Genomic DNA, 23,736 nt, shown 5'->3' on the forward strand with positions numbered 1-23,736 from the left:
TTATACTTTTAAAGGAATACCGCATCGAATCCATAGAATTCGCTGCGGTATTTTTTTATATATAGACGGCACTGAAGATTAATAGGAATTATCTTTTGTTGTCTCCTCGGGAACCAGGTTTATGGTGAAAAAAACGGCTAGCTGTAAGCCCGTTTTTCTATCCGTTTCAGCACATCCGCGATCGTGTATCCGCCAAGGTGAGCCAAGACCTGATGTTCGGTCGATTCGAAAATATCGTACAATTTGTCCAATGTGATGGGAATAATTTTAAATCCAATTGGTGAATTTATCTAAATAAACCATATCCTACGAAAGGAATTCGTCTCATGAGAGGACGCCGCATGCTCAAAGGCTTGATCAAACGGACGAAAATAAACCGGGACCGGAGTCGTCCCGACCCCCAAGAAAGCAGCCGGAATCCACAGCCGCAGCGGCTTTATCCGGGTCTCCGGCAAAACGAAGACCGGATTCGCTTGCTTTATGACAATTGTGCGGACGTCATTTACCGTTCCTTTCTGATCGGCGGCAAGACCCAGGCTCTGGTTATATACATAGATGGGTTAGCCGATTCCGAAGGGATCGAGCAGTTTGTCATTGCCCCGCTCATGCAGGAGGAAGCCGATGAAAACAAGGATTTAAGGCAGCTTATCGAGCGGAAAATATCGGCTTCGCAAGCGAAAGAATTTACGACGTTCGAGAAAGCCGTTGAACTTCTTGCGAGCGGAAACGCGATCCTGCTAAGTGACAACCAGGATGCCGGCATTGGCATAGGGTTGGCGAAATGGGATAAGCGTTCGATTGAAGAGCCTTCGGCGGAAGTGGGGATTCGCGGGCCGCGCCAAGGTTTTACGGAAACCTTGCGCACCAATACCTCCCAATTGCGGCGCATTATCAAGACCCCTCTGTTGAAAATGGAAGAGACGAAAATCGGCGAATACACCCAAACCAATATCATCCTGGCTTATATTGAAGGACTTGCCGATGAAACGTTGATCAAAGAAGCGCGAACCCGGCTGCAGCGCATAGAAATCGACGGGATTCTGGAAAGCGGCTATATAGAGGAGATGATTGAAGATCAGCCGTACTCTCCATTTCCTCAGTTGCTCAGCACGGAGCGTCCCGATGTGGTTTGCAGCGGCTTGCTGGAAGGGAAGGTGGCGATCTTAACAGATGGAACGCCGTTTGCCCTGGTCGCCCCGGCCACGTTTTTCTCGTTGATTCAATCGCAGGAAGACTATTATCAGCGCTATTTGATCTCTACAGTCATCCGTTGGCTGCGTTATATTTTTATCGTCATCTCGCTCGTACTTCCATCAGTATATGTGGCGGTGCTTACCTTTCACCAAGAGATGGTCCCCGGTTCCCTTCTGATCAGTATGGCCAGTTCCCGGGAACAGGTGCCTTTTCCGGCGTTGATCGAAGCTTTGCTGATGGAGGTCACCTTTGAAGCGCTGCGCGAAGCGGGGGTACGGCTTCCCAAGCAGGTTGGCGCCGCCGTCAGCATCGTCGGAGCACTGGTCATCGGCCAGGCGGCGGTCCAAGCAGGGCTCGTGTCCGCGCCGATGGTAATCGTGGTTGCGATTACGGGGATTTCTTCATTTATGGTACCGCGTTATATCGCCGGAATTTCCGTACGGATGCTGCGGTTTCCCTTGATTTTTCTGGCCGGAAGTTTGGGGCTTGTCGGCGTTGTGATGGGAGTTATCGCGATTATGCTGCACATGCTCAGCTTGCGTTCCTTCGGCGTCCCCTATCTGTCCGAAATATCCGCTCCCCAGATGAATGAATGGAAGGATGTTCTGGTTAGGGCGCCCCATTGGAAGATGAATACCCGCCCGCGCTTTACGGGAAATTATGACAAACACCGGCAGTCCTCCGGTCAAAAGCCCGGCCCCGTTCGCGGTGATGAATGAGAGTAGCGGAAACATGCGTCTGACAAAGGAGATTCGGATGGATGAGAACATGGAGCACAACATGGATAAAGACAGCGGCTTTTCTTCCGCTGCTGCTTTGTTTGGGAGGCTGCTGGGACCGTACGGAGCTAAACGATCTGGCGCTGATTACCGCGCTCGCTTTCGACCAGGCGGAGAATAATCAGGTTCGGGCGACCGTACAGTTTATCCTGCCGCAGAATCAGGCGGGAGGGGGGACGATGGGAGGCGGCGCCGCGGGGGCCGGCGCGGCAAAACGGACGTCCGTCCGCTCGGAAATGGGCCGGGATATCAGCGATGCTTTATCCAAGCTGCAGCGGGAAATCCCCAGAAGGATGTTCTGGGGCAGTGCAAAGTGTTTATTTTCGGTGAATCCGTGGCCAAAGCGGGAATCCGGGAACATCTCGATTTTTTGATCCGTTTTCCTTCGTCGCGGGAGCGGGCCTATATGTTCGTCAGCAAAGGAGAGGCGAGAAATACGCTCGAGTTGTTTCCGCCGATCGAAAGTTCTTCGGCCGAGGTGCTGCGGCGGCTGACCGATCTGGGGATCGGAATGCGCGTCACGATGCATCAATTGAGCCTAATGATATCCGGGGATTCGCGGGCGGCCGTGCTGCCGATGATTCATATCTTGCCGAAAACCAAATCCGCCGAGCCGTTTCAAACGATTCCTTACTTGCTTGGAGGCGCCGTGTTCAAGGATGACAAAATGGTGGGGGTAATTTCCGAAAAAGTCACCCGGGGCGTCATGTGGCTTAGAAATGAAATTGGAGAATATACGTTGGTGTTTGAGGCGAAGGGAGCGGAAGGACTGGTGTCGTTAAAACCGGTGAAGGCAACCATCAAGCTGATTCCCAAAATTGAAGGCGACAAATGGAAGATGATCGTCCGGGTGAACACGCATGGAGACATCATCCAAAACGGCACTTCGATGGACCCTATGAACCCGAAATTGCTTAAAGAGATGAGCAAGGGATTCGAGGAGGATGTACAAGAACGAATCATGTCGGCATTCAACGAGGTTCAGCTCCGGTATAAAGCGGACATTTTTGAGTTCGGGAAAGCATTCCACCGCAAATATCCCAAACAATGGGAAAAAGTTCAGGACCACTGGGATATGCAATTTTTCAAAGTTCAAGTAATACCGAAGGTTAAAGCAAACATTACAAAGCCGGGGCTCATTAGCTCTCCGGAAGGGCTGCCGAGGGAAGAGGTGAAAAAGAAATGAGATGGCTTTTTTTCTGCGCCGTCACGATCTCCGCGCTGCTGATTGCCCGTCTAGAATGGCGGAAACTAAAAGAAAAACCGGTAAGGGATAAGGTCGTATTCGTGTCGCTGCTGCTCCTGGTGTGGGTCCTGTCCATGCTTGATCTGCCCAATACGCCTGGGCCCACTACGGCGCTTATGTTTATTTTCAAGCCGTTCCGCGGACTGGTGGAGCCGTGAACGATCTTTATTACAGTTAGCGCAGGATTGACCCGAGGAGAGGTGAACGATCATGTTGGAAAAGGGAAAAATATCGGCTTTTCAAATGGGGCTCCTGATGTATCCGGCCGTGCTGGCTTCCGGGTTTTTGGTTTTGCCGACCATAACGGGCCAGTACGCCCAAAACGATCTTTGGCTTACCTGTGTACCGGCCGCCCTGGTAGGTCTGATCGCCGTATATACCGCAACCCGCTTGCATGAGCTTTTTCCGGGGCAAACGATCGTCCAGTACAGCGGGCAGATTCTCGGCAAAATCCCCGGAAAAATCATCGGCCTCGTCTATATCACCTACAATTTGCATGCGTCCGGGGGAGTTACCCGGCAATACGCGGAATTTGTCACGGGCAATTTTTTGTTTAAAACTCCGCTCCTGATCGTGATGGGGTCCCTGATTTTGCTGAGCGCGATCGCCGTGCGCGGCGGGGTGGAGATGCTGGCCCGGAGCACCGTCATTTTTTTGCCGCTGTTTATTCTCCCTGTTCTTTTTTTATTGCTGCTGATCCCCGATCTGGATGCCAAAACGATATTTCCGATTTTAAGCCATGGGGTGGCCCCGGTCCTAAAAGGGTCCTTTTCGATGATGGGCTGGCTCAATGAAATGTTCTTGATGACTTTTTTTCTGCCCAGTCTGACCGATCCGGAGAAGGGGAGAAGATGGGGATACATTTCGGCGGCCGTGATCATTTTGTTTTTGACTTATTCCAACCTGATCACCTTATTTCTGCTGGGACCGGGTCTGCAAAATAAAGTCTACCCGCTGCTCGTCGCCTTCCGCTATATCGAGGTTGGCTCTTTCCTGGAAAATTTGGAATCCTTGCTGCTGGCGATGTGGGTCATCGGAAATTTCCTGCAAGTCGGCGTCTTTCTCTACGCGGCCTCGCTTTCCCTGGCACAATGTTTTGAGCTTTCGGACTACCGGCCGATCGTGTTTCCGCTCGCCCTGCTCAGTTTGGCCATCGGCATTTGGGACGTGCCCAATTTCCCGGTGTTCGGATTGATGGTAAGGACGGCGGTTCCCTTCCATATCTTAACGACATACCTGGTGATCCCCCTGATTTTGCTGGCCGTCGCCGTCTTGCGCAAGCGGAAAACGACAGAGGAATGAAGTTGATAAAGAATATTAAGCTTTATTTTTTTGGTTTAAAACAGAAATCGGGGCTTACTAGAGGTTGGACAAAATAATTTACAGCACTCAAAATGGAAAATAAGGAATAATATACATTGAAATTTACATGAATTATGTATTAAATCATAATACGTGTTTCTTTACCATAGGATCATTCAGGGGGGATACAACTGCGCTTCGTATAGATAGCGCTTTCAAGGAATGCGGGTTCAGTTCAAATTGCAGGGAGGAGATGGTATGCTGAGAAGATTGACGAGTATAGGCATTGCATGGTTGATTATGCTTCTAATCGCACCGCAGGTTTTTGCAGAAGGCGGACCGGCGGCCGTTCAGAGTGAAATTACGGTAAACAACGCCCCCGTCTTCACGGATGCAGGGACGGATGCAAGAGGGATTCGCCCCGGCACCTTCGGTTCGGAATACGGGCGAATGCTTAAACTGTCAAATGGTCAATGGCTTGCCGTTTATACGATCTATGACAATAATGGGTACACCCGTGATACGAACGGCGGAACTAGGCTTCAAGTGGCGAGGAGTACCGATAATGCCCGGAACTGGAGCGTTTTGAGTACGATTAGCGATCCGGGCAGTGACCTCGATAACGGTCAAATGATTCAATTGCCTGGCGGGGACATTCTCCTGGCAGCCCGGTCCGTGCGGTGGGGGGAATCCTTTTATCTCCCCGTATACAAAAGTACGGATGGCGGTGTGACGTGGACTTATTTAAGCAATATCGACAGCAATGCCGGAGCGCCCGGAACGCTTGGGGGAAGAGGAGTCTACGAGCCGCATTTCGGGTTTCTGGCGGATGGGCGTTTGGCCGTCTATTATTCCAGCGAGAAATATGCGGGCAGCTCACCGGCGTATAGTCAAGTCATCTCGCTGAAAGTATCGACGGATAACGGGGGTTCCTGGGGCAATGAAATATTCGCCGCCTGGGATCCGGGGAATTCCGCATCCAGGCCGGGCATGCCGGTCTGGACAAAAATGAACAACGGAAAGTATATCTTAACCTTCGAGGTTTGCGGAACGGCAAGCTGCAATATTTATTATAAAATATCCGATGACGGGGTCACTTGGTCCAGCGGCTTGGGGAATCCGATTCCGGATCAGAACGGCGCTCCATATGTTCTCTCGCTGAGAGATGGGCGATTGGCCGTTACCAGCAATAACAGCAAGCTGTCGTTCAGCAACGATTATGGGGCGACTTGGTATACCAATGACCAGGCGTTATGGCCGGGCGGTTTTCCGGATTACATCTGGGCAAGTCTGTATCAAACCGGAACGAATGAGATTGCCGCCATGACCTCCGCGCTCCGTACGGAGGGCGGACACAACGTCAAAATTAAATTCCTCACGCTCCCGACAAGTTTTTCGGATCAGTTCTCCGACGGGAACGATACGGGCTGGACGAAATTCGAAGGTACCTGGACCGTCTCTAACGGGGCGTATAACGTGAGCTCGGTAAATGCGGCGAAATCGGTGATTAATCCTTATGTTTCTTTGGTTAATTACTCGGCCGAGGCAGAGATTACCCTGAACAACGCCGGTCAAGCCAGTTTAATCTTTGATGTCACGAGTCCTGCCAATGGCACGGACAGTTTTAGGGGATACAGCGCGGGGATCGACACGAATGGAACGTTATGGCTAGGTAAATTCAACAACAATTATACCGAGCTGGCCAGTGCGCCTGTTTCCATATCCACGGGAGTTGCCTATAAATTGAAGGTCGTCAAAAATTTCGGCAGAATTCAAGTGTTCCTGGATAATGTGCTGAAACTGGACTACACCGATACAACGTACAGCAGAGGTACGGTAGGCGTACGCGGAGGCTTCGGAAACAGCGCGAAATTCGATAACGTGACGGTAACACCGCACACGTATTCGAATAACTTCGACAGCCATTCGGATACCGGGTGGACACGTTATGGAGGTACGTGGTCGTTCAAGGATGGGGTGTATACAGTAGCTTCTCCGGCCGAATTTGCCAAATCCGTGCTCAACCAGCGTACGACCGGTGCGAATTATACGATCGAAGGCGATATACGAATCAATAATAGCGGAGAAGGCAGCCTGATTTGGAATACAAGCAATTCGGCAGTCGGGACGGATAGCTTTAAAGGGTATGGTGCGGGAATCAAAACGGATGGTTCCGTATGGCTGGGGAAATTCAACAACAATTACACAAACCTTGGCAGTGCTTCTTTCCAAATTAACCCTGGTACATGGTATACGTTGAAAGTAGTCGTAACCGGTCCGCGTATGCAAGTGTACGTGAACAATACGCCGCTGATCGACAAAACGGATCATACTTACAATAACGGCTCATTGGGAGTGCGAGCCGGATATAACAACAATGTCAGCTTTGATAATATAAGAATGTATTAATGAAAAAGCAAAGCGCCGCGGCCTAATTACAAAGGTATGCGGCGCTGTTTTGTTGGATCAAAGGTCTCTTGTTATGGTTCAATCATAATAAATTGATACAAAAATAAATATTCCATCAACCAAGGGATTGCTACGACATATACCGGCGCGGTTAGCAGCTTTGGCGGCCTCAAGTATATCCATTATCCCGAATTCCAAAGTTATTTTCAGTAACGGACATACTTTACTCTAAACCTTGTTTCACCAGCACTAAGTAAACTCTGCACAAATAAGATTAGTTTGTTCATTAAAATGGCTCCGGTCATCCCCTTTACGGTTGTGGTCGGAGTATTTCTGTTATGATTGAATTGACAGATGTAGTAAATCGGTTCTTGACACCCGGCTGCCGGAACGATCAACCTTTGGCCTTCAAAATAGCGGAACTTGATGTACTTATTATCCGGGGTCAGGCCTGTTCATCCCCATTAGCGGCATTTTTTGTACTTATTTTCCCACGAATGCCCCGGAATGTTAGCATTTCCTTACTACTCAAGAAAATAGCGACATAAATTTCCCCTATTTCTTTCACATGGATGAATATCGCCGGAATAACGCCCTTTTTTGTCCTTATGTTTTTCGCCGGAGTTTCTAAGAGTAGCCTAATGTAAAGCCAGATATGTTCAGCGCCGCCCCACTACGAAAAAGAGAATGGAAAAATATTGAATATTTAAATCCTTACTTATCCCATGAGATTAATTGACAAGATTCAAAAACGGCTATATAATCACTTTAAATCGTTGAAGATTCCATAACTGTAGATAAAATCCAGATCGGAATCCGAGCCGATTATTTATTTAAATTTTTTGTTAATCATCACTGATTATTAACGTCTTCTAGCAGGAGGAACGTATGATTGCCAAAGAATACGACCAGATGAAACTGGAGTATGAGCTGCTCTCTTATTTGGACAAGCAGGAAACCCCGGTTGGCGCCACGACGCTGGTGCTTGTACTGGACAAGAAGTTCGGACTCAGCCAGGCGTCGATCGGCCGGAAGCTGATGGAATTCGATACGCTGGGGTACACCGAAAGCGTCGGCCGGAAGGGCCGTTTGCTTACGGCCGCAGGCAAGGAGCGGCTAGCGGAGCTGAGCCGGCAGCTTACTCAACTGCGCGACAGCTCCAGGCTGCTTGACGCTTTGAAAATATCCGACGAGCAATCGCTGCTCAATATATTGGTGGCAAGACGCGCTTTGGAGCGGGAGACCGCATGGCTCGCGGCCACTAACGCCAGCGAACAGGACATCGTTCTTTTATGGGAATCGATCGCGCTGCAGGAGACCGCTCTGTCCGAGGGCCGAATTCCGATCGCGGAGGACCGGGAATTTCATGAGCGCATCGCCAGGATCGCCGGCAACCCGATCCTGCTTCATGCTTTGCAGCTCGTTTGGGGCGAAGGAGCCAATCTGCCGGCAACGGCTATCATCCGTAAAGAGGTCGGCAGTGAACTGGTTGTCGATCATCGCAGAATTATCGGCTGTATCGTAAGTCATTCCCCCTATGAGGCGGCATCCGCCATGGTGAACCACATCAATCAGATGATCGAGGATGTCCGCACTTACTTTGGCGGGACCCGCTCCTAAAACGGAGTAAAGCCAAGGCAACAAAAAAACGATAAAAGAGGTAGTTACCTTATTTTTTGAACTCTCACCAAAAATTACAAAGGGGCGGTCAACATGACTCAAAAATACCGTCTTGGCATCGACATTGGCGGAACCTTCACCGATGTGATGCTGACCGGCCATGCGGGCGAAGTAGCGGCGGTGCTCAAGACGCCATCCGTACCCTCCGCTCCGGAGCAGGCGATCTTTCATACGCTGCGGCAGTTAAAGGAAACCGGCATCGATATCGGGGCGATTGAGCTGTTTGTCCACGGTACAACGCTGGGAGTCAACACCTTGATCGAACGCAATGGGGCGAAGACGGGTCTCCTTGTAACCAGCGGCTTTCGCGATGTGCTTGAAATTCGCCGGCTGCGTTTGGAGAACACGACGGATTTATACGGGGACAAGGCCTTGCCGCTGATTCCCCGTCATCTCGTCAAGGAGATCGATGAACGTTGCCTGGCGGATGGACGGATCTATCGTCCGCTGCGTCCGGATGAGCTGCGCAGCGCAGTGGCGGAATTGCTGGACGAAGGGGTTACCGCAATCGCCGTCTCGTTCCTGCATGCGTATCATAATCCGGAGCATGAGCGCCAGGCGGCCGAGCTGATCCGCCGTGAATTTCCCGGCGTGTTCGTCTCGGCGAGCAGCGAGGTTTGGCCGCAGCAGCGGGAATACGAGCGAACGCTGGCGACCGTTATGAACGCTTATGTGGGTTCGCGTATGAGCGAATATTTCCAGCGGCTGGAGGCCGGGGCCGCGGAGCAGGGGCTGCGGGCGCAGGTGTTGTCCACGATGTCCAACGGCGGGATTATGACCGCCCGGCGCGCGGCGCAGGAGCCGGTCAAAACACTGCTCTCCGGTCCGGCGTCCGGCGTCATCGGCGCCACGCATGTCGCCCGTCTGGCCGGCATCGACAAGGTGATCACTTTCGACATGGGGGGCACAAGTGTCGACGTGGCGCTAATCGATGGAGAGCCGGCCTACTCCAGCGAGAACCAGGTCGGAGATTTTCCGGTCATCATTCCGGCGGTTGATGTGACGGCGATTGGCGCCGGCGGCGGCTCGGTCGCCTGGGTGGATTCGGCGGGCGTGCTGAAGGCGGGGCCGCGCAGCGCGGGCGCCGATCCCGGCCCGGCCTGCTACGGACGGGGCGGACAGGAGGCGACGACAACCGACGCTTACGTGCATCTCGGCATCATCCACCCCGAGCGGTTTCTCGGCGGCGGCATGGCGCTGGATGAACGGCTCGCCGCCGCGGTTCTGACCCGGCTCGGAGAGCGGATCGGCCTCGATTCCCGCGCGGCCGCCCAAGCGATCATCGATGTGGCCACCGCCAATATGTACGCCCAGTTTACGCCGCTAATGGCCCGCAAAGGGGTTGATCCCCGGGATTTTACGCTCCTGGCCTACGGGGGAGCCGGTCCGACCCACGCGTTTTTGCTGGCCCGCGAGGTGGGCATCCGGCGGGTGCTCGTTCCGCCTTCCCCCGGAACACTGTGCGCGACCGGTTGCGTGGTCGCCGACCTGCGCAACGATTTTGTCCGCACGGTCTATAAGACGGAGCAGCAGCTGCAGCCCGGCGAGATCGGCGAGACGTTTCAAGCTTTGAAGGAGCAAGGGCAATGCTGGCTGAACGAGGAGAGCAGCCGGGGGATCGCGCTGGACACGAGCTATGTGCAATGCAGCGCCGATATGCGCTATGAAGGGCAAGCCTTCGATATTGAAGTATCGCTTCCCGTGGAAGGAGCGGAGGCGGAGGCCGAAGCGATCCGGCGATTTCATCAGCGGTACCATGACATTTTTGGCATCAGCCAGCCCGGCGCGCCCGTCACGTTCGTCAATCTCCGGGCGTCGGTGGTCGGGGTTACCCGCAAGGCGGGAGCGATCCGCCCGCCGGAACGGGCGGCGGAGCGTTCCGCATCCGGCGCTCCGGAGCGGCGCCAGTTGTTCTTTGACGGCCAGTCATGGACGGCCAGCGTGCTGAAGCGGTCCGAGCTGCCGTCGGAGTCGGCGCTATCCGGTCCGGTCATCATCGAAGAGTACGATACGACGGTGTTTGTTCCGCCGGGCTATCGGGTCAGCCGGGACAAGCTGGGCAATATTATCGGGGAGGCGGAAGCATGAGTACCGACCGTGTGTTTCTGGAAATTTTCAAAAACCGGGTGCAGGCGATCGTGGAGGAAATGGCCAATGTCGTTCTCCGCACCGGGTTTACGGCGTTTGTCAAAGAGACGGGCGATTTCGGCACCTATCTGCTTTCGCCAAAGGGCGAAACCTTCGGCTCCCCGCTGGAGACCGGATACAGCCTGTCGCTGGGAATTCCGGCCGCGGAGGTGCTCGCCGCGGGCGAGCCGTGGCGGGAAGGGGACATCGTGATCTGCAACGATCCCTACACCACCGGCGCCATGGCGACGCATTTGCCGGATGTCTATCTGTTGAAGCCTTTTTTTCATGACGGACGGATTATCGCCTTTGGGCTTTGCTTTATCCATTCCTCGGATGTCGGCGGCAAGGTGCCGGGCAGCGTCTCGCCAAGCTCTTACGATATTCATCAGGAGGGCATCCGGATCGCTCCGGTCAAGCTGTATGAAGCCGGCGTGCTGAATGAGCAGGTGCTGAACCTGTTCCTCCGCAATTGCCGCATCCCCGATCAGAACTGGGGGGACCTGCGGGCGCTGATGGCCGCGCTGAACCGCGGGGAGCGGAGACTCACGGAATTGATCGCGCGGTACGGACCGGAGCAGATCGAGCGGGGGATCGAGGATCTGCTGGCCTACGCGGAGACGCGGGTGCGGCAGATCATCGCGGACATCCCGGACGGGACGTACGAGTTCTGGGACTACATCGAGGGCGGGCCCGGGGAATACCCGGTGCGGCTGCGGTGCGGTCTGATCGTCAGGGGGGACGAGATTTTCCTTGATTTTCGGGGGACCGATACCCAGGTGAGAGCTTCGTTTAATATCCCGACTCTGAACAAGCAGGGGCATTATTACCTGGTTCCCGCGTTAACCCGCTACTTCCGCACACTGGACCCGTCGATTCCCTGGAACTCGGGGATGGTGCGGATGATCGGCAACGAGGCGCCGCCGGCCAGCATTCTGAATCCGGAGTTTCCGGCCGCGGTCGGCGCGAGGGCATCCACCTTCATCAGGCTGATGGATGTGCTGACCGGAGCGCTCAGCCGGGCCCAGGAAAACAAGCTGCCGGCAGCCGGCGCGGGACAAGCCGCGATCGTGATGCTGGCGATGACCGATCCTGTCTCCGGCGGGAGAAAGGTGGGCGTCATTCAGCCGATCTGCGGCGGCTCCGGAGCGAGACCGATGAAGGACGGGATCGATGGCATGGATTTTGCCGTCGGCCATCTGCGCAATATTCCGGTCGAGACGGTGGAGGCGGACATGCCCGTGCTGATCGAGCGTTACGGTCTGCGGGCCGACTCCGCCGGAGCCGGCAAATACCGGGGCGGCAGCGGAATCGATCTCCGGCTCAAGGTGCTGAGTCCCGATACGGTGCTGACGGCGCGGAACATGGAGCGAATCCGCTTTCAACCCTGGGGGAGACTCGGCGGCCGGGCCGGCGCGCACGGGGTGGCGCTGAAAAACGCGGGGCAAGCTGCGGAAGAGGATCTCGGACGCATCGATGAGCTGCTCTTGCAACCGGGCGACACGGTGACGTTTCTGTCGCAGGGCGGCGGCGGATACGGCAGTCCGTACGAGCGGGACCCCGCAGCCGTGCAAAACGATGTGCGCAGCGGTTTGATATCCGAGGCGGCCGCGCGGGAGCAATACGGCGTTGTCCTGTACGGCGGCAAAGTGGATGCCGAGGCGACCCGGCTCACGCGAGCGGAGGCGCCTCAGCTAACGGCTTCCTTCCACTACGGGGAAGCGCGGGAAAGCTTCGAGGCGGTCTGGAGCGATGAGCTGCAGCTTGCCGTCGGCACGGCCCTGGCGGCTTATCCGCTTGCCCTGCGCGATTATCTCAAGCGCCGGACGATGACGGAAGTGGACCGGAGAATCGCGGCCGGGGAGCAGGTGCGGCCAAGCGATGCCGGGGACATCATGAGCGAAATTCACCGTAATTTGCTGTTGGGATAATGTAAGGCCAATTCATACTTAAATCAGGAGGTTTGATTGCTATGAAGCATAAAGCGAAATCGATCGTATCTTTATCCATCCTGCTGGTCTTTTCCCTGGTGTTCCTTGCGGCTTGCGGCAATGGCGGGGGAAATGGCGGCGCCGCCGAAGGCAGTAACAGCAACGGCAATGGCAACGCGGCAAATTCGCCGGCCGCTCCATCCGGCAACGGCGGTTCCGGGGAAAAAATCAAGCTGAGCATGTTCATTTGGGCCGGCGCCAATCAGGATGTCGTTCCGAAGGAGATTGTCGCCAACTACATCAAGGAGCATCCCAACGTGGAGGTTGAATTTGTGGAATCCTCCAACTCCGTGATGTATCCGAAAATGCTGGCGGCCAAAAACGCCGACCCCAACAATCCGGTAGTGAATTTCGGTTATTTCAACGCCGACGCTTCCGCCAAGGGCATCAGCGATGATATGTGGGAGCCGCTGGACCCGGCGATTGTGACGCATATGCAGGATATTCCCGAACAGTACCACACTGCGGACAACCGGGGGATCGTATGGGGCGTGAGCAATTTTGCGCTTGTGTATAACAAGGACCTGGTGAAAACAGCGCCGGCCAGTTGGAGCGATCTGTGGGAAAACAGTGAATTCAAGGACAAGGTAGCGCTTTGGGATTATATGTTTTACGCCTACATTGCGCCTGTCATCGAGCTGAAAGGCCAGGAGCTTGGCGCCTCCTATGAAAATCCGGAAGCGGCGTTTAAGTTCTGGGCGGAGCATACGGATCAGGTCCGCTCTCTGGTAACCTCCAACGACCAGTTGAAAAATATGCTGGTGTCCGGCGAAGCGCTGATCGCTCCGTTCAGTTCGCAAACCGCGCAAACCTGGATTGATGATGAAGGGCTGCCGCTGGGCGTCGCCATTCCGAAGGAAGGCTTTATTTCATTCCCTTATTCCCTGCAGGTGGTCAAGGGCTCGACTCCGGAGCAGACCCGGGTGGCCAATGAGATTATCAACGAATTGCTGGCTCCGGAAAACCTGACCCGCTACGCGGAAGTCACGGGAACGCCGGTGACGAGCACCGCCGCAGCCATCCCCGACAAATACAAGGATGATCCTTCCTTCTCCGTCGAGGAGCAAAACAAAGGTCTGAACCCGGACTGGGCGACGATGGCGAAAGACGCCTCGGTGTGGAAGGATTTTTGGGACCGTCTGGTCAAAACGAAGCTGAATTAACCAAAACGGCAAGGGAGGGGGCGGCTTGGGATGCCCGAGACAGAGAAACAAACGGCGATTGAAGCGCAAAACGTCGTCAGAAAATTCGGCGGGCAGTATGCGGTGAAATCCGTCTCTTTTGAAGTGAAGCAGGGAGAGTTTGTCTCCCTGCTTGGCCCCAGCGGCTGCGGAAAAACAACGCTGCTGCGCATGCTCGGGGGGCTCGATCGGCCCGACGAAGGCGCGATCCTGCTCGCCGGCCGGGATGTGACGAAAATTCCCGCGTACGGCAGAGACACCAACATGATTTTTCAACAGCTCGCATTGTTCCCGCATATGGATGTGTACAAAAATATCGCCTACGGCTTGCGTATGAAGGGGCGCGCCAAGGCCGATATTCGCGCCAAAGTCGAACGGGCGCTGGAGCTGGTTCAGCTGCCTGGCTACGGCGGCCGCTCCGTCGCCCAGCTTTCCGGCGGCCAGGCGCAGCGGGTGGCGATCGCCCGGGCGCTCGTCAACGAGCCGAAGGTGCTGCTGCTGGACGAGCCGTTGTCCGCGCTCGACGCCCAGCTCAGACTGGACATGCAGCGCGAGCTGAAGCGGATTCAGCGGGAATCCGGGACAACGTTTATTTTTGTGACCCATGATCAAAAAGAAGCGCTGAACGTCTCGGACCGGATCGGCGTGATGCGCGGCGGCAGGCTGCTGCAGTACGGCACGCCCGACGATATTTACGAGCGCCCGGCGGACAGCTTTGTCGCCAAATTCATCGGCGACACGAATCTGCTGCCGGCCACGCTTGTTTCGCTAGGCGGTGACGCGGCTTCCGTCCGGGCGGCCGGCGCGCTCTCCCGCGTCCATGTCGGCCCCGGCGGCACCGCGATAGCCGCAGGCGGGCAGGGTTATATCTCCATCCGCTACGAATACGTCCGGGTTGGGGAGGACGCGGCGCAGCTCGGCAACACGCTGAACGCGATCGTGGAGGACGTGCGTTACGGCGGCACGTTTCTGCAATACGAGCTGCGGCTTGACGGCGAGCACCGGCTGACCGCGAGCGTGCCGCATTATCCGGGGAACCGGCGCTATGAGCCCGGCGAATCCGTCCTGATCGGGTGGGAGCCGAAGGACGCGATCCTGCTGCCCGGGGACGGGGAGGGAGAAGCGTGAAGGCCGCGGCAAATCGCCGGCATCGGCGCTGGTCGCCGCCGGACAGGTCCTGGGGCACGGCGCTGCTGCTCCTGCTGCCGTCCCTATTGCTCATGGGCATCATTTATATCGGCTCCCTGCTTATTTTCGGCCGCTACAGCTTCGATTCGTTTGCGGGAGGACGTCTGGTTTCGGCCTTCCAATGGGACGCCTACACCGCGTTTCTCGGCGATCCGTATTATTGGAAACTGATCGGGGACACCTTTTCGCTGGCGCTGAAGGTGACCGGAATTACGCTGCTGCTCGCGTATCCGCTGGCTTATTATCTGGCCGGCATCCGCAAGCCGGCATGGCGGCAAACCCTGCTGCTGATTACGTTTATGCCGCTGCTCGTCAGCGCGGTCGTCAAATCCTACGCCTGGATGGTGCTGCTGTCCAGACAAGGCCTGCTGAACTGGCTGTTTATCAAGCTCGGGCTCACGGAGAACGGCTTTGAAATGACGTTCAACGAGACCGGGGTGATCATCGCGCTCGTGCATATTTTTTTGCCCTTTATGGTGATTCCGATTTTGAGCGTGCTGGTGCAGCAGGACAGCCAATTGAAGGCGGCGGCCCACGACCTCGGGGCCGGAAGCGTACGGGCGTTCCTGACGATTACTTTGCCGCTGTCGGTACGGGGCATCGTATCCGGCATTCAGATCGTGTTCACTTTATGTTTGACCGCGTTTACAACGCCCGCCTTGATCGGCGGGGGCAGAGTGATGACGCTGCCGACGTTTATTTATCAGCGGACCCTGGACACCAACTGGCCGATGGCCGCCGTGGCCAGCCTGTTTCTGATTCTGGCCTCCACCCTGGCGGTCTGGGTGCTGAACCGGCTTGCGGATCTGCTTGCTTTTCAGCGGTCCAAAGGAGGGAAACGGCATGCGGCTTAGACCCAAATGGATCGGGGTAACGCTGACGGTCATCGCGCTGGCGGTTTGCCTCTTTTTGATTGCACCGCTCATCATCGTCGTGATCACCTCCCTGAACCCGGCCTCTTACAGCGTGTTTCCGCCGCAGGGGCTGTCGCTCAGATGGTATGAAAACCTGGCTTCGCAGCCGCAGTTTCTGCGGGCTTTCCGCAACAGTGTGATCGCCTCCGGCTGCGCTACGCTGCTGGCGCTTACGGCGGGCACGCTGGCCGCGCTGGCGATTCAGCGGTACCGTTTTCCCGGACGTAATCTGCTGCGCGCGATTTTTATGTCCCCGATGGTCGTGCCCAAGATCGCGCTGGGCGTCGCCTATCTGATTTTGTTCTCCCGGCTGAAGATCGCCGGCGGCCTGTTTGCCCTGATCCTTGGGGAGGCGGTCACGATTTTGCCGTTTGTGCTGTCCATTATCGGAAGCACGCTGGCCAATTTGAAAAAAGAGTACGAAGAGGCGGCGGCCGATTTGGGCGCGGGTCCGGTCCGGACCTTCTTCACGGTCACGTTGCCCCAGATGCGCATGGGTTTGCTGCTGAGTGGAGCGCTGTCCTTTATCTTTACGTTTGATCAGGTGGAGACGGCTTTGTTGATCCTGCGCCCACAGAACAATACGCTGCCGATCGAGCTGTTCCTGTACATGGAAAAATGGCAGGACCCGACGATCGCGGTTGTATCGACGCTGATGCTGCTATTGGCGCTGGTGCTGTTCCTGGGCTTTGGATTTTTGCTGCGCTCGGCGCCGCAGGTACAGCAGGTGCTGGGAAAAAAGGATGAATAGCTGCAAATGCAAACTATGGAAAGCGAAGGAGGAACCATCAATGAGTGCAGAGGAAGTGCGAGTACGGCCGGAGGCCGCCCGGGGCGGGATCGCCAACCGGGAGCGCGCCGCAAGCGTGATGGAGCGGGAAGGGCTGCAGGCGCTGATCGCCACCACGCCGGAGAACATCGCTTACGTGATCGGGGCGGCGCTGCGGACGACCAACTGGTCGATGCAGATTTACGCCGTATTGCCGAGGGATCCGGGGGCGCGTCCGCGCCTTGTTTTACCGACAAACCGGCTGGGCGTGATCGCGCAGATGGGCGTACCGGACGCGGAGCTGTATTTGTTCAGCGACTTTTTTGTCGAAGGGTCGCCCGTAGGACAGCCCTCGACGCCTGACATCGATTTGTTTTATGACCTATTGGGGCGGACGGCGGTTTACCCGGGTCCGCTTGAAGCGCTCGCCGCGGCGCTGAAAGATCTGGATATCCCGCAAGGGCCGCTTGGGGTGGATGAAATGCGCATCAATCCGGCGCTCTACGCCAAACTCGGCGAATCGCTGCCGGCGGGCCATGTCCGCCCGGCTTACGGCTTGTTCCGGGAGGTCCGCCAAGTGAAAACGCCGGCAGAGGTCGCCCGTTTGCGGCGGTCCGCCGAGCTCAATGAACGGATCGAGGAGGAACTGATCCATCTGATCGCGGACGGGGTTCACGAGGAAGAGCTGGCAGCCCATTACCGGGACCGGATCATCCGCGCCGGCGGAACGCCGGCGATGATCGCGGTCGGGGCGGGACCGCGCAGCGCCTTGCCGCTGATCGAGCACTATTTCCACCGGGTTGGGCCGGGTGAACAGGTGCGGTTCGACCTGTGCTGTCAACTCGACAGCTACTGGGCGGATACCGGACGCACCGTGGTGCTGGGACAGCCGTTCGAGTGGCAGCAGCGGCATTTCGCGGCTGTCCGCGGCGGCTGGGAGCGGGCGCTGGAGCTGGTGCGCCCGGGAGTCAAGGCTTCGGCGGTGTTTGCGGCCGCCGTCGAAACGGTGCGGCGCGGCGGGATTCCGCATTATCGCCGCCAGCATGTGGGCCACGCCATCGGCCTGGAGCTTTATGACGACATCGTGCTTGCCCCGGGAGACCACCGGGAGCTGCAGGAAGGGATGGTGTTCTGCGTGGAGGTGCCGTATTACGAGCTTGGCGCCGGAGGCTTCCAAATCGAGGATACCGTCGTAGTTACGAAGGATGGATATGAATTTTTGACGCATCTGGACCGCAAACTTTTTGTGCAGTAGTTGCACAGTAGTTGTAAGTAGCGGTGAGAGTGTAACTTTGAAAAGAGGTCTTGATCACTCCATGGAATATATCCTGAAAGGCACGCGGTCATTTCGGAACACCGCCCTGGCGATGTTCGCCGGGGGGTTCTGCACCTTTGCGATTTTGTATTGCCTGCAGCCGCTGATGCCCGAATTTTCCCGGGAGTTTGGCGTTTCGCCGGCGGTTGCCAGCTTGTCGCTGTCGATTTCAACGCTGACGATGGCGGTCACGATGCTGTTTGTCGGGGCGGTTTCGGACAGTCTGGGCCGCAAGGTGGTCATGGGCTGCTCGCTGTTTGGGGCGGCGCTCGTCGCCCTGCTCATTGCCTTCAGTCCGGGATTTGGTGCCCTGCTCGCGCTTCGCGTCGTGCAGGGCATCGTACTTGCCGGCCTGCCGGCGATCGCCATGACCTACCTGAGCGAGGAGATCGATCCGGCCAGCCTTGGCTATGCCATGGGGCTGTACATCAGCGGCAATTCGGTGGGCGGTATGGGCGGCCGCGTGATCACCGGCATGCTGACGGATGCTTTTGACTGGCGGGTGGCGGTAGGGGCAATCGCTTTGTTTAGTCTGGCGGCGGTGCTGCTCTTTTGGCGTTGGCTGCCCGCTTCCCGCCATTTTAAACGCCAGACGTTTGCCTTTGGGGACATTTTGTCCACACTGCTTGGCCAATGCAAGGATGTGCGCCTGCTTTGTTTGTACGGGCTCGGTTTTGTCCTGATGGGCAGCTTTGTCACCTTGTTCAATTATATCGGCTACCGGCTGACGGCTCCGCCGTACGAATTGAGCCAGACGCTGGTGGGGTGGATTTTCATCGTTTATGTGATGGGAACGATCAGCTCCACATGGATGGGCAAGCTGGCCGACCAATACGGCCGGTATGCCGTGATGGGTCTGGCGCTGGGCATGATGCTGGCCGGCGCCCTGCTGACGCTCGCGGGAAGTTTGGGCATGATCATCGCCGGCATCTCAGTGTTTACCTTTGGTTTCTTTGGAGGACATTCCATTGCCAGCAGCTGGATCGGCATTATCGCCACCGAGCACAAATCCCAGGCTTCATCGCTGTATTTGTTCTTTTATTATGTAGGTTCCGGCGTAAGCGGCACCATCGGAGGGCTTTTCTATTCCAGTTACGGCTGGAATGGCCTCATCGCCATGCTGGCCTGTTTTCTGCTCGCCGGTCTTTTGTTGAGCTTCGTACTGCGTCAACGGGGTGCGGAGCAAACCGATCATATGATTTGAGAAAGCGGATTCAAAAAGTGAAAGCAATGGTTCGTGACTCCAATCACAAGCTGGACAGCCTGTTTATGCTATTTTTAAGTAAAAATTTAATGTCCTAAGAGCTTGACGTTGGAAAAAAAGGGGAAAGTACGATGGAAAGCTGCCACCATTGCAGCGAGGCGCTGTGCACCCGCAAAGTTCCTATATTTGCTTCGTTGTCCGAAGAGGATCTGGCCAAGATCAGCACGATGATCAAACATCGGAAATATCGAAAGGGACAAGCGTTGATTTTGGAAGAACAACCTTCGGAAACATTGTTTATTGTCCGCGAGGGTTATGTGAAGCTGTTGAAAATTACGGCGCAAGGCAAAGAGCAAATTTTGCGAGTTCTTTCAACGGGTGAGTTTTTCGGCGAATTGAGTATCTTCAATAGCGGCGAGACCAGCAACTTTAGCGCTTATGCGCTGGAGGACACCGATGTTTGCCTGTTGACCAAAAGGGATATGGAACTTATCATTCAGGAAAATCCGGATATTTCGTTAAAGCTGCTGCAGAGCATTACCAAGCGCTTGGCGGCTACAGAGAACCTGGCGCAAAGCTTGGCGACAAACGATCCCGAAATCCGCATCGCCTATATGATTTTGGAGCTTGGCCGCAAATACGGCAAAGCGGATCAGGATCAAGAGCGCATTAAGATCAGACTTCCGCTATCGCGTGAAGAGATGGCCAACTATGTGGGCGTTACAAGAGAAACCATCAGCCGCAAGTTCAGCAAATTCGAGCAGGCGGGAATTATTGAACTCAACGGAACACGGGAGCTTACGATTTGCGATATCCAAAAACTGAATGACTATGTTGATTAAGGACAACGCCCCGTTCTCCCCCCGTCGTTTTGCGGAGAAGCGGGGCATTGTTAGGGTTAACGGCTAATCTTCAATAGGCAGAAACTGGCTTTTGTCTTCGCCGCATACCGGGCATACCCAATCTTCGGGAAGGTCCTCAAAAGCAGTCCCCGGCGAAATACCTTCATCGGGATCTCCAACGGCCGGATCGTAAATATAACCGCAAGGCTGGCATATATATTTTTTCATTTTTCGACATCTCCTCTGGTTTGAATTTTTAATGGATTAAACGATGGACAAGCTCTGTTTCCGTGATCTCAAGGGATTGCTCAATGGCCGCTTTGTAAGGCAGAGCAGCGCTGACATTGTCAAAGACAACCGCTCCGCAAATCACCCCGTTTTTGATAAAAATCCGTTTGTAAGGCCCTGAAGCCGGACCGCTTAGGCTGTTGTCGCATTGCTGTTCATCCGTCAGGCCGATGGAGAACAAGGGAGTATCAAAGGCGGCGGATACGGTCATCGGCACCGGCCGGCGGTAAACGGCAACATCGCTTGCCATGTTGGCTCCGGCGATTTTTCCTTGTTCCATGGCGCTGTTCCACAGGCCTTCCGCCTTGCCGTGAAATTCGGCAACATCGCCGGCGGCATAAATGTGTTCGGCGCTGGTTTGCATGTGCTCGTTAACGACAATCCCCGCTCCGACTTCAAGTCCGCTTTGGCGGGCTAACTCAGCATTGGGAATCACCCCGATCGAATATACGACATGCTCGCAGGGCAAAAATGAACCGTCTTCAAGCTCCACGCCTTCGACGCCGCTAATGCCGGCAATTCTGCGGACGCCTTGTCCCAACCTTATCTCAGTTCCCTGTTCGGCGATTTTTTCTGTTAGAATGGCCGCAGCCCGTTCATCCAGTTGGCGGGCCATCAGCCGCGGCGACGCTTCGACTATCGTGACGGAATATCCGGCCCGGTTCAGGGACCAGGCGGTTTCCACCCCTTGAATGCCGCCGCCGATGACGCAGATTCGGTCTCCGCCCTGCAAAGCTTGTTTCAGCTTGTCCGCGTCGTTTCTGCTGCGGATATTGTGCACATGAGGCAAAGACGCGCCTTCAAGATTCAGCTTGCGGTTCACGGCTCCCGTGCAGAGCAGCAGCTTGTCGTACTGCACTGCTTGGCCGTCTCCGGTCATGACCGTCCTGGAGTCCGGATCAATGGAAACAACTGGTGTCCCGGCATGATAAGCAATTTTATGCTCGTGGTACCATTTTTCCTTCTTAATCAACACATTGTCGCTGTGCAAATCGGTGAATAATCCTTTGGACAATTTCACTCGATTATAAGGAAGGCCGGATTCGTCGCCGAAAATGGAAATTTCCGCCGCTTCCTGCCGTTCGCGGATCGCTTTGGCCGCGCTGATGGCGGCCACGCCGCCGCCAACAATAACGTAATGACGATGTTCAGACATGGTTTTCTCTCCTTTTGCCGGACCCTAGATCACGCTAAGCAGCAGATCCGCGACGAACTCGGCGGCGTTTTTGATTTTTCTGACTTTGTCTTCGTCATTAGGGGTGAACCGGATGCGCACCGGGAATTCAACGTGGGTCATGCCGGTCGTTTTGATCACGTTGGAGGTGCTTTGCACCTGCATATTTGTGGCATTCAAGTAATCCTGCACGACTTCGATCGCTTCGCCGCTCCATCCGTACGAACCGAAAGCCGCGCCAAGCTTGCCTTCCAGATTCATGTCCGGAAGTTTCTTGAGCAGGCTTTCCAGCTTGCCGGTCATATCCGCATATTTGGTGGAGCTGCCGATAAAAACGGCATCGGCAGCGGCGATGCTGTTCAGCACATCGGCTTCATCCGCTTTATCCACGTCCCATAGCTCAACGCCGATACGGTTTTCCTCGAAGCTGTCTTTTAGGATTTGGGCCATTTTTTTGGTGTTGTTTTTAAGCGTTGCATAAACGATGGCCACCTTTTTGTCTTGCTTGGTTTCCGTGCTGAGTTCGGCATACAAACGGATATATTTGCCGATATCGCTGCGGAGAATAAATCCATGCGACGGGGCGATCATTTGGATGTCCAAGTCTTTGACGGCTTCGATTAAGGTTCGCACATATCTTCTGTGCGGATGGATGATGGCCCGGTAATACCCGGTGAAATCCTCGGTGACATCAAACCCGGCTTCATCCGCAAACAGGCTGTTCACGGCCACATGGGTACTGAAAATGTCGCAAGGAAACAAGATTTTATCTTCCACACAGTAAGTGATCATCGTTTCCTCGGTGTGCAAATAAGGAGTTTCTTTAAATAGAAGCGTTTTGCCGCCGATATCCAGCGTATCGCCGTCCTTGACCGCCAGATATTGCCGGTGCTGCAGCTTGTACATTTGCTGGATTTCCGGAACGGCTACTTCCGTACACACAATCGTGGCATTGGTTGCCCTGGCGGCCAGCGCCGCAAGTCCGCCCGAATGATCGGGTTCGGTATGGTTGATGACAATGTATTGGATATCCAGCGGGTTGATCAATTCGGTGACATGGTCGGCGAACTCTCTGCCGAATTCCATATCGACGGTGTCAATCACCGTGGGTTTGCCGGTTTTCAGCAAATAGGAATTGTAGGTGGTGCCTTTGGTCAGAAGCAGCCGATGGAAGGGAACCTCGCGGTTGTCTATTTTTCCGATCCAATATACGTCCTTGCTTATTTCGAATCCGGGTTTCATGTTTGAAAACCTCCTGTGGAATAAATTTTAAGAACAACTCGATTGTATGCCTAGCGGCTTCATGAACAGAGGATTGAAATCAAACCAAAAAAATACTTGAACCACCTTGAAAATTTGATTTGAATCCTTCTTTTTGCGGGTGATCGGATTTAGAATGAGGTAAATTACGATGGGAAAGGAGACAGTTATGAACCTTGAGCCGGAAAAAACGTTTGCCGTAAAGGAACTGGTGCAATACCGCAGCCAGCAAATTAACAGCCGTTTTTTTTCATATCTTGGCGTGGACGCGGTGCTTTTTGCCTTTGACAATGGTGAAAGCATAAGCTCCGAATCTTCCGAAGTGCCCAAATTGTTATATATTTTTGAGGGTCAGCTTGAAGTTGCGGTTGACGGGAAGAAGCTGGTATTAAACGAAGGGGATTCCGTCGTGATTTCGGCGCAAAAAAAACACGCCCTCCAAGCGATGGGCAGATGTAAATTTGTGCAAATTGGTTAAAAGGAACAACATTATTTTATTTATTTGGAGGAATGAACATGAACATTAATAAATTACCGCAGTCAAAAGTATTAAAATTGGCGGATGAAATAACGGTTGAACAACACCAGAGTTCCAGCAAAACGCTAGTGCAGCGCCCGGACCTTGGAATGACCTTATTTGCGCTTGATCAAGGAGAAGAGATCAAAAAGCACTCTTCTTCCGGGGATGCGATGGTGAATGTTATCGAAGGCATAGCCGAGATTACGATCGGCGATGAAGTGCACACCGTTAAAGCGGGTGAAACTATTATAATGCCGGCAAACATTCCCCATGGCTTGAAGGCGGTGGAGGCAGCCTTTAAAATGCTGCTGATTGTTGTAAAGTGACAAGGGACGGATCGACTCGGGCGAGCC

General features: G+C 54.8%; 19 protein-coding genes and 1 pseudogene. 17 read left to right on the forward strand and 3 right to left on the reverse strand.

The genetic code is table 11. The features are described from left to right. Window positions 1-326 precede the first annotated feature (326 nt). The 15 genes and pseudogenes from EHV15_RS20130 to EHV15_RS20200 all read left to right on the forward strand — a co-directional run bounded on the left by EHV15_RS20130 (window position 327) and on the right by EHV15_RS20200 (window position 20,141). Window positions 327-1,913 (forward strand): spore germination protein, encoded by a 1,587-nt coding sequence (locus tag EHV15_RS20130; protein WP_128632772.1) that lies wholly within the window; start codon window positions 327-329, stop codon window positions 1,911-1,913. A 41-nt stretch (window positions 1,914-1,954) separates the two neighbouring features. Continuing rightward, window positions 1,955-3,159, forward strand: a pseudogene (locus tag EHV15_RS20135) (Ger(x)C family spore germination protein). Continuing rightward, on the forward strand, window positions 3,156-3,377 hold the full coding sequence (locus EHV15_RS20140) for a hypothetical protein (RefSeq protein WP_128632773.1): 222 nt from the start codon (window positions 3,156-3,158) through the stop codon (window positions 3,375-3,377). Before EHV15_RS20135 ends, EHV15_RS20140 begins: the two are co-directional and overlap by 4 nt. Before the next feature lie 52 nt (window positions 3,378-3,429). After that, window positions 3,430-4,521 (forward strand): GerAB/ArcD/ProY family transporter, encoded by a 1,092-nt coding sequence (locus tag EHV15_RS20145; RefSeq protein ID WP_128632774.1) that lies wholly within the window; start codon window positions 3,430-3,432, stop codon window positions 4,519-4,521. A gap of 258 nt (window positions 4,522-4,779) precedes the next feature. Next, window positions 4,780-6,930: a 3-keto-alpha-glucoside-1,2-lyase-like domain-containing protein gene (locus tag EHV15_RS20150; RefSeq protein WP_246061695.1), complete on the forward strand. Its 2,151-nt coding sequence runs from the start codon at window positions 4,780-4,782 to the stop codon at window positions 6,928-6,930. 888 nt (window positions 6,931-7,818) lie between these two features. Then, window positions 7,819-8,550 (forward strand): FadR/GntR family transcriptional regulator, encoded by a 732-nt coding sequence (locus EHV15_RS20155; RefSeq protein ID WP_128632775.1) that lies wholly within the window; start codon window positions 7,819-7,821, stop codon window positions 8,548-8,550. 93 nt (window positions 8,551-8,643) lie between these two features. Continuing rightward, a complete protein-coding gene (locus EHV15_RS20160; protein WP_128632776.1) occupies window positions 8,644-10,698 on the forward strand; it encodes a hydantoinase/oxoprolinase family protein in 2,055 nt (684 codons plus the stop codon). After that, window positions 10,695-12,668 (forward strand): hydantoinase B/oxoprolinase family protein, encoded by a 1,974-nt coding sequence (locus EHV15_RS20165; protein ID WP_128632777.1) that lies wholly within the window; start codon window positions 10,695-10,697, stop codon window positions 12,666-12,668. The genes EHV15_RS20160 and EHV15_RS20165 overlap by 4 nt, the downstream gene beginning before the upstream one ends. A 41-nt stretch (window positions 12,669-12,709) precedes the next feature. Further along, the gene (locus EHV15_RS20170; RefSeq protein WP_128632778.1) at window positions 12,710-13,891 is read left to right on the forward strand and encodes an ABC transporter substrate-binding protein; all 1,182 of its coding nucleotides are present in this window, start codon (window positions 12,710-12,712) and stop codon (window positions 13,889-13,891) included. 30 nt (window positions 13,892-13,921) lie between these two features. Beyond that, window positions 13,922-15,037, forward strand: a complete 1,116-nt coding sequence (locus EHV15_RS20175) for an ABC transporter ATP-binding protein (RefSeq protein WP_128632779.1) — start codon at window positions 13,922-13,924, stop codon at window positions 15,035-15,037. After that, window positions 15,034-15,951 carry an ABC transporter permease gene (locus tag EHV15_RS20180; RefSeq protein ID WP_128632780.1) on the forward strand — a complete coding sequence of 306 codons (918 nt, stop codon included), beginning with the start codon at window positions 15,034-15,036 and terminating at the stop codon, window positions 15,949-15,951. The genes EHV15_RS20175 and EHV15_RS20180 overlap by 4 nt, the downstream gene beginning before the upstream one ends. Further along, the gene (locus EHV15_RS20185) at window positions 15,941-16,762 is read left to right on the forward strand and encodes an ABC transporter permease (protein WP_128632781.1); all 822 of its coding nucleotides are present in this window, start codon (window positions 15,941-15,943) and stop codon (window positions 16,760-16,762) included. Before EHV15_RS20180 ends, EHV15_RS20185 begins: the two co-directional genes overlap by 11 nt. Before the next feature lie 40 nt (window positions 16,763-16,802). Further along, entirely contained in the window at window positions 16,803-18,035 is a 1,233-nt protein-coding gene (locus tag EHV15_RS20190; RefSeq protein ID WP_128632782.1) for a M24 family metallopeptidase, read from the forward strand. A gap of 61 nt (window positions 18,036-18,096) precedes the next feature. Beyond that, the gene (locus EHV15_RS20195) at window positions 18,097-19,299 is read left to right on the forward strand and encodes an MFS transporter (protein WP_128632783.1); all 1,203 of its coding nucleotides are present in this window, start codon (window positions 18,097-18,099) and stop codon (window positions 19,297-19,299) included. 131 nt (window positions 19,300-19,430) lie between these two features. After that, the gene (locus EHV15_RS20200; protein WP_128632784.1) at window positions 19,431-20,141 is read left to right on the forward strand and encodes a Crp/Fnr family transcriptional regulator; all 711 of its coding nucleotides are present in this window, start codon (window positions 19,431-19,433) and stop codon (window positions 20,139-20,141) included. 63 nt (window positions 20,142-20,204) lie between these two features. On the opposite strand, the gene rd is transcribed toward EHV15_RS20200, so the two are convergent. From rd to EHV15_RS20215, 3 genes are read right to left on the reverse strand one after another with little or no spacing between them, the layout of a single operon-like run. Then, window positions 20,205-20,369, reverse strand: a complete 165-nt coding sequence (gene rd, locus EHV15_RS20205) for a rubredoxin (protein WP_128632785.1) — start codon at window positions 20,367-20,369, stop codon at window positions 20,205-20,207. 28 nt (window positions 20,370-20,397) lie between these two features. Further along, entirely contained in the window at window positions 20,398-21,585 is a 1,188-nt protein-coding gene (locus tag EHV15_RS20210; RefSeq protein WP_128632786.1) for an NAD(P)/FAD-dependent oxidoreductase, read from the reverse strand. Between the two features lie 24 nt (window positions 21,586-21,609). Further along, window positions 21,610-22,845 carry an FprA family A-type flavoprotein gene (locus EHV15_RS20215; RefSeq protein WP_128632787.1) on the reverse strand — a complete coding sequence of 412 codons (1,236 nt, stop codon included), beginning with the start codon at window positions 22,843-22,845 and terminating at the stop codon, window positions 21,610-21,612. Window positions 22,846-23,014: 169 nt separating this feature from the next. Between EHV15_RS20215 and EHV15_RS20220 the strand changes: the two genes are divergently transcribed. After that, complete coding sequence (locus EHV15_RS20220; protein WP_128632788.1) at window positions 23,015-23,341, forward strand: cupin domain-containing protein; 327 nt, start codon at window positions 23,015-23,017, stop codon at window positions 23,339-23,341. Window positions 23,342-23,379: 38 nt separating this feature from the next. After that, the gene (locus EHV15_RS20225) at window positions 23,380-23,709 is read left to right on the forward strand and encodes a cupin domain-containing protein (RefSeq protein WP_246061696.1); all 330 of its coding nucleotides are present in this window, start codon (window positions 23,380-23,382) and stop codon (window positions 23,707-23,709) included. Window positions 23,710-23,736: the final 27 nt, after the last annotated feature.

It is taken from the genome of Paenibacillus oralis, assembly GCF_003863965.1.
Taxonomy (GTDB): domain Bacteria; phylum Bacillota; class Bacilli; order Paenibacillales; family Paenibacillaceae; genus Fontibacillus; species Fontibacillus oralis.

What these genes read in the sequence shown, in the direction of transcription:
- EHV15_RS20130 (WP_128632772.1), top strand. Translation starts at nt 327, where the DNA reads ATGAGAGGACGCCGCATGCTCAAAGGCTTGATCAAACGGACGAAAATA.
- EHV15_RS20140 (WP_128632773.1), top strand. Translation starts at nt 3,156, where the DNA reads ATGAGATGGCTTTTTTTCTGCGCCGTCACGATCTCCGCGCTGCTGATT.
- EHV15_RS20145 (WP_128632774.1), top strand. Translation starts at nt 3,430, where the DNA reads ATGTTGGAAAAGGGAAAAATATCGGCTTTTCAAATGGGGCTCCTGATG.
- EHV15_RS20150 (WP_246061695.1), top strand. Translation starts at nt 4,780, where the DNA reads ATGCTGAGAAGATTGACGAGTATAGGCATTGCATGGTTGATTATGCTT.
- EHV15_RS20155 (WP_128632775.1), top strand. Translation starts at nt 7,819, where the DNA reads ATGATTGCCAAAGAATACGACCAGATGAAACTGGAGTATGAGCTGCTC.
- EHV15_RS20160 (WP_128632776.1), top strand. Translation starts at nt 8,644, where the DNA reads ATGACTCAAAAATACCGTCTTGGCATCGACATTGGCGGAACCTTCACC.
- EHV15_RS20165 (WP_128632777.1), top strand. Translation starts at nt 10,695, where the DNA reads ATGAGTACCGACCGTGTGTTTCTGGAAATTTTCAAAAACCGGGTGCAG.
- EHV15_RS20170 (WP_128632778.1), top strand. Translation starts at nt 12,710, where the DNA reads ATGAAGCATAAAGCGAAATCGATCGTATCTTTATCCATCCTGCTGGTC.
- EHV15_RS20175 (WP_128632779.1), top strand. Translation starts at nt 13,922, where the DNA reads ATGCCCGAGACAGAGAAACAAACGGCGATTGAAGCGCAAAACGTCGTC.
- EHV15_RS20185 (WP_128632781.1), top strand. Translation starts at nt 15,941, where the DNA reads ATGCGGCTTAGACCCAAATGGATCGGGGTAACGCTGACGGTCATCGCG.
- EHV15_RS20190 (WP_128632782.1), top strand. Translation starts at nt 16,803, where the DNA reads ATGAGTGCAGAGGAAGTGCGAGTACGGCCGGAGGCCGCCCGGGGCGGG.
- EHV15_RS20195 (WP_128632783.1), top strand. Translation starts at nt 18,097, where the DNA reads ATGGAATATATCCTGAAAGGCACGCGGTCATTTCGGAACACCGCCCTG.
- EHV15_RS20200 (WP_128632784.1), top strand. Translation starts at nt 19,431, where the DNA reads ATGGAAAGCTGCCACCATTGCAGCGAGGCGCTGTGCACCCGCAAAGTT.
- rd (WP_128632785.1), bottom strand. Translation starts at nt 20,369, where the DNA reads ATGAAAAAATATATATGCCAGCCTTGCGGTTATATTTACGATCCGGCC.
- EHV15_RS20210 (WP_128632786.1), bottom strand. Translation starts at nt 21,585, where the DNA reads ATGTCTGAACATCGTCATTACGTTATTGTTGGCGGCGGCGTGGCCGCC.
- EHV15_RS20215 (WP_128632787.1), bottom strand. Translation starts at nt 22,845, where the DNA reads ATGAAACCCGGATTCGAAATAAGCAAGGACGTATATTGGATCGGAAAA.
- EHV15_RS20220 (WP_128632788.1), top strand. Translation starts at nt 23,015, where the DNA reads ATGGGAAAGGAGACAGTTATGAACCTTGAGCCGGAAAAAACGTTTGCC.
- EHV15_RS20225 (WP_246061696.1), top strand. Translation starts at nt 23,380, where the DNA reads ATGAACATTAATAAATTACCGCAGTCAAAAGTATTAAAATTGGCGGAT.